6 protein-coding genes are annotated in these 4,866 nt (G+C 66.5%); all 6 read right to left on the bottom strand.

Annotated features, from left to right (window positions below; translation table 11 throughout):
- The coding region (locus ABJK70_RS20225) for a PQQ-dependent sugar dehydrogenase (protein WP_347258906.1) at positions 1-898 on the bottom strand (898 nt) is incomplete at its 3' end.
- A 99-nt stretch (positions 899-997) separates the two neighbouring features.
- Entirely contained in the window at positions 998-1,744 is a 747-nt protein-coding gene (locus ABJK70_RS20230) for an adenosylcobinamide-GDP ribazoletransferase (RefSeq protein ID WP_347258907.1), read from the bottom strand.
- Positions 1,741-2,328: an alpha-ribazole phosphatase family protein gene (gene cobC, locus ABJK70_RS20235; protein WP_077731366.1), complete on the bottom strand. Its 588-nt coding sequence runs from the start codon at positions 2,326-2,328 to the stop codon at positions 1,741-1,743. Before cobC ends, ABJK70_RS20230 begins: the two co-directional genes overlap by 4 nt.
- Complete coding sequence (cobT, locus tag ABJK70_RS20240; protein WP_347258908.1) at positions 2,325-3,386, bottom strand: nicotinate-nucleotide--dimethylbenzimidazole phosphoribosyltransferase; 1,062 nt, start codon at positions 3,384-3,386, stop codon at positions 2,325-2,327. The genes cobC and cobT overlap by 4 nt, the downstream gene beginning before the upstream one ends.
- A complete protein-coding gene (gene cobU / locus ABJK70_RS20245) occupies positions 3,383-3,904 on the bottom strand; it encodes a bifunctional adenosylcobinamide kinase/adenosylcobinamide-phosphate guanylyltransferase (protein ID WP_347258909.1) in 522 nt (173 codons plus the stop codon). Before cobU ends, cobT begins: the two co-directional genes overlap by 4 nt.
- The coding region (locus ABJK70_RS20250) for a cobyric acid synthase (RefSeq protein WP_347258910.1) at positions 3,901-4,866 on the bottom strand (966 nt) is incomplete at its 5' end. The genes cobU and ABJK70_RS20250, both read right to left, overlap by 4 nt.

The raw sequence follows: 4,866 nt of genomic DNA on the forward strand, positions 1-4,866 counted from the left end.
ATTCCTCGCCGTAGGCGACCAGCGGCCAGCCATAGTTCTTGCCCTTGACGATCAGGTTCAGCTCGTCGCCGCCCTTAGCGCCGTGCTCGACCACCCAGAACTGTCCTTCCGGATCGAAGGCCGTGGCCTGGATGTTGCGATGGCCGAGCGTCCAGATCTCGGGCAGTGCGTTGGGCTGGCCGACGAAGGGATTGTCCTTCGGCGACGAGCCGTCCGGGTTGATCCGTAGGACCTTGCCCAGATGGCTGTCGAGCTGCTGCGCGTACTTGCGCATCTCCGCGTCCCAGCGTTCGCCGGTCGTCACGTACAGCATGCCGTCCGGACCGAAGGCGATTCGCGAACCGTAGTGCTTGTCGCCGTCGTAGGTCGGCAGCGCCCGAAAGATCACCCGAACCTGGTCCAGGCTACGCCGGTCGGGGGACAGTACGCCGCGGGCGACGGTGGTGCCGTTGCCGCCCCGCCGCGGTTCGGTATAGCTCCAGAAGATCGTCCGGTCGGCCGCGAAGTTCGGGCTCAGCACGACGTCGAGCAGGCCCCCCTGGCCGCGCGCGTCGACCGCCGGCACGCCGGCAATCGGCTGCCCCAATTCTCCATTGGCCGAGACGATCCGCATGCGGCCGGGCTTTTCCGTGACCAGCAGGTCGCCGCCGGGAAGAGGCTCCACGGCCCACGGTTTCTCCAGCCCTTTCGTGAGCACGACGACGTCGAAAGCGACATTCGATTCGATCGCGCAAGCTCGGGTCTGGCCGGGAAACGCCGGACGCTGACTCGGCACGTTGGGTGGGCGTGTCTCGATCGGCGGACAGGCGCCCGCCCCACCGGACGTCTGCGCCCCGCCGCTGCCCGTCGCGGCAGCCAAAGCGATCATCGAGATGAATGCGGTGCGGAAAGTCTGCATGGATCGGCCCTCCTTTGCCGGACGCTTCCATTCTTGAGACCAGCGAGACAATAAGAAGTGCGCCGTTCCAACGGTGCGTTCGCCGGTCGCTATGCGCCCCTAACCACCGGCCAGAGCCAGGCCGACCAGAACCGCGCATTCGGTGAGTTCTATCGTCGCTCCGGCGGTGTCCCCGGTAGTTCCGCCGATGCGCCGGATCATCGACAGCCGCAGCCAGCAAAACAAGGCGCCGGTTGCAAGCAAAGGCCAGATACCGCGTACGCTGACAGCCAGCAGGACGCCAACGAGGGTCGCGGACAACACCAGTGTGCCGCCCCGGCGCGGCAGATGCCGCGCCAGCTCGGAGCCGAGACCGCCGGGGCGTACATACGGCGTGCTGAGAAACAGCAGCAGCGGTGCGGCGCGACCCAGCACCGGCGCCAGCGCGAGGGCTGTCCAGTCGTGCCGGGCCATGACGGATTCCAGCGCGGCAGCCTTAAGGAGGAGAACCAGCACCACCACGACCACGGCGACCGGGCCGCTGCGCGGGTCTTTCATGATCGCGAGGGTGCGCTCCCGGTCGCCGAAGCCTCCAGCCCAGGCGTCGGCGCTATCCGCGAGTCCATCCAGATGCAGGGCTCCGGTCAAGGCCACCCACACCGTCAGCATGATCGCCGCGGGCAGCCAGCCGCCGACCTCGCTCAAGAACTGGGCCAATACCGCGAGCGTCAATCCCAGACCCAAGCCGACCAGGGGATAAAACAGCAGCGAACGACCCAGCGCCGAACCATCCGGCGGCGCATCCAGACGCACCGGCAGCCGGGTCAGGAACTGAAGAGCGATCAAAAGGGGTCTGAGTTCGCTCATGGACGCACCTCCTCGCAACGCTGCCCGCTCCCGCAGAGGCTATGCAGCGAGGCGTGCGGCACGTCGATTTCGAGCAAACGGGCGAGCGGCCATTGCCGCGCATGACAGAGCATCACGCGGATCACACCGCCATGGGTGACGAGCAGCAGACGGCGACCCAGGTTGTGCGCCGTCAGCCGGTCCCAAAGAGCATCGAGCGTCCGCTCCCGGAATGCCTCCACCGACTCCGCACCAGGCGGCGGGTGCCGGAGGGGATCGCCGAGAAAACGGGTCAGCGCGAGCGGTGCCGTGGCCATCAGCTCGGCATAGCTGCGCCCTTCCCAGTCGCCGAAATGGATCTCCCTGAGCCGTTCGTCGATTTCCAGAGGAATGCTCAATCTTTGGGCCAGGCTTGCGGCGAATGCGGCACAGCGCGACAAAGGCGAGGTGACGATCTCATCCCAGGGTCCCGCGTTGGCCACGGCGCATTCCATCTGCCGGATACCCTCGTCGGTGAGCGGATCGTCCAGGCTGCCGCGAAACCGCGTGCCACCCACGGTTTCGCCGTGGCGCAGAAGGTCGATATGAACGACACCATCACTCACGGCGATTTGCCCGCAATCCCCGCCTCTTCGAAAGTCACCATACCCGAGTGCAGGGCGCAGGCCAGCCGCAGCAAGGGCAGCGCTGCGGCGGCTCCGCTGCCTTCGCCGAGGCGCATTCCCAAATCAAGCAAGGGCTTCCCGTCCAGGGCCGTCAGAATCCGTTTATGCCCCGGTTCCGCCGAAGTGTGGGCGTAGAGAAACCAGCCGGCGGCTCCCGGACACAGCCGTTCCGCCGTCAAAGCCGCCGCAGTGCAGATGAATCCGTCCACCAGCACCGGCAGACCTTGCTGCGCGCAGGCGACGAAGGCCCCGGCGAGGGCGGCGATTTCGAAACCGCCGAGCCGGCGCAAGGCCTCCAGCGGATTGCCCAGATACGGACCATGCAGAGCGAGCGCCCGGCGAATCACCTCGGCTTTGTGCCGCACGCCTTCCGTGCCCAGACCCGCACCGGGACCAGCCAGCGATTCGGCCGTCTCGCCGAGCAAGGCCGAGGCCAGTGCGGCGGCGGCGGTGGTGTTGCCTATGCCCATCTCGCCGCCGATGAAGATTTGGGCTCCGGCCGAGCGGGCGCGCTCGGCGGCATCACGGCCCGTACGGAGAGCCTGTGCCAACTGGCGTTCGGTCATGGCCGGTCCGCGCACGAAATTCGCGGTGCCCGGCCCGAGACGGAGGTCCAGCACGCCGGTTACGGGACCCGCATTCTCGACCGTGCCCATGTCGATCAACTCCAGATCCGCGCCGAGCGTGCGGGCGAGCACGCTCACCGCCGCGCCGCCCTGTGCGAACTGGCGCACCATGGCCGCCGTGACCGACTGGGGAAAGGCCGATATGCCCTCCTCCGCCACGCCGTGATCCCCGGCGAACAGGACGATGCGCACCCGGTCGGCGGAAGGCTTGGACGTTCCCTGCCAGGCGGCGAGCCGGATCGCCAGCGCTTCTAGCCGTCCCAGCGCGCCCGGCGGCTTGATGAGCATCGACTGACGTTCCGCGGCCATGCGCGCGGCTTCCTCGTCGGGTTGAGCCACCGGTCCTTTCAGCCATGCAATGTCCCCGGTCACAGTTTTTCCCCCTTCAACACCCATGGAAGACCCGCCACGGTCAGAATCACCCGGTCGCAGACACCCGCCAATGCCTGATGCAACAGGCCGGCCTCGTCGCAATAGCGGCGGCTCAGTTCCCCCGGCGGCAGCACGCCCATATTGGTTTCGTTGCCGATCAGAATGATGTGTCCCGGAAGACCGGGCAGCACTTCGATCAAAGCGTCCCGCTCGCGTGCAAGCCTCGCCGCGTCGGTCTCGCACAAGAGCTGGGTCAGCCATAGGGTGAGACAATCGACGATCAGGCAGCGCCCTTCCGCCGCGCGGGCGCGCAAGGCTACGGCCAATTCCAGCGGCTCTTCGACCAGGTCCCAATCGGGCGGGCGCCGCCGCCGATGGTCTTCCACCCGTTGCCGCATGCCCTCGTCGCCGACTCGTGCCGTAGCGATATAGGTCACGGCCAGGCCGCTGTCCACCGCCCGCTTTTCCGCCAATCGGCTTTTCCCGGAGCGAACCCCGCCCAGAATCAATTCCTTCACGCGTATACTCCCTGCCGGTTCAGGTCCAACATCCGATCGATCGCATTCATGTCCAGGTGGGCGCCTACGGCATCCGCCAGACGGTCGATTTCCGCTTCCCGAATAGCGGCGTAATCCGGGGTTTCCGGCTCGGCCAGCCCGGCCCAGCGGAGAATGGCATCGGTCGCGGCGTTCGACTCGAACAATCCATGCAGATAGGTCCCCATGATCTGCCCGTCCTCCGAGCACGCGCCGTCGTTTCTGTCCGTCAGCCGGGCGAAAGGGCGTTCCAGCGCCGGTCCTTTCGTCACGCCGGCATGAATTTCGTAACCCGTCACCGGCGCGTTCTCCAGCGTCAATTCGCCTCGTACGTTGCGGAGCTGCTTTTCCGGCTCCAGCACCGTGCTCAGGTCCAGCCAGCCGAACCCGGCACGGGAACCTGCCTCGCCTTCCAGGCCCAAAGGATCGTGAATCTCTTGTCCGAGCATTTGAAAACCGCCGCAAATGCCGAGCAGTTTACCGCCATAGCGCAGATGGCGCCGAAGATAAGCCTCCCAGCCGGTTGTACGCAGGAACGATAGGTCGGCGCGCACGCTCTTGGAGCCGGGCAGGATCACGAGGTCCGCGGGAGGCGGCGCCTCGCTCGGATATACGAAGCGAAGGTCGACCTGCATATGCAGGCGCAGCGGATCGAAATCGGTGTGGTTGCTGATCCGCGGCGTGACCGGAACGACCACCCGCAGAGCCCCGGCGCTCGCGCCTCTCTGTCCGGATTCGATCGCATCTTCCGCCTCCAGATGCAGACCGTGGAGATAAGGCAGTACGCCCAAAACCGGCTTGCCGGTCTCCCGCTCCAGCCAGTCCAGCCCCGGTTGCAGCAGAGCGATGTCGCCGCGGAAGCGGTTGATGACGAAGCCGGCCACCCGTGCCCGTTCGCTTTCCGACAAGAGCGCAAGAGTGCCGACCAGATGGGCGAACACGCC

The sequence above is a fragment of the Methylocaldum sp. genome, from assembly GCF_039794385.1.
GTDB lineage: Bacteria > Pseudomonadota > Gammaproteobacteria > Methylococcales > Methylococcaceae > Methylocaldum.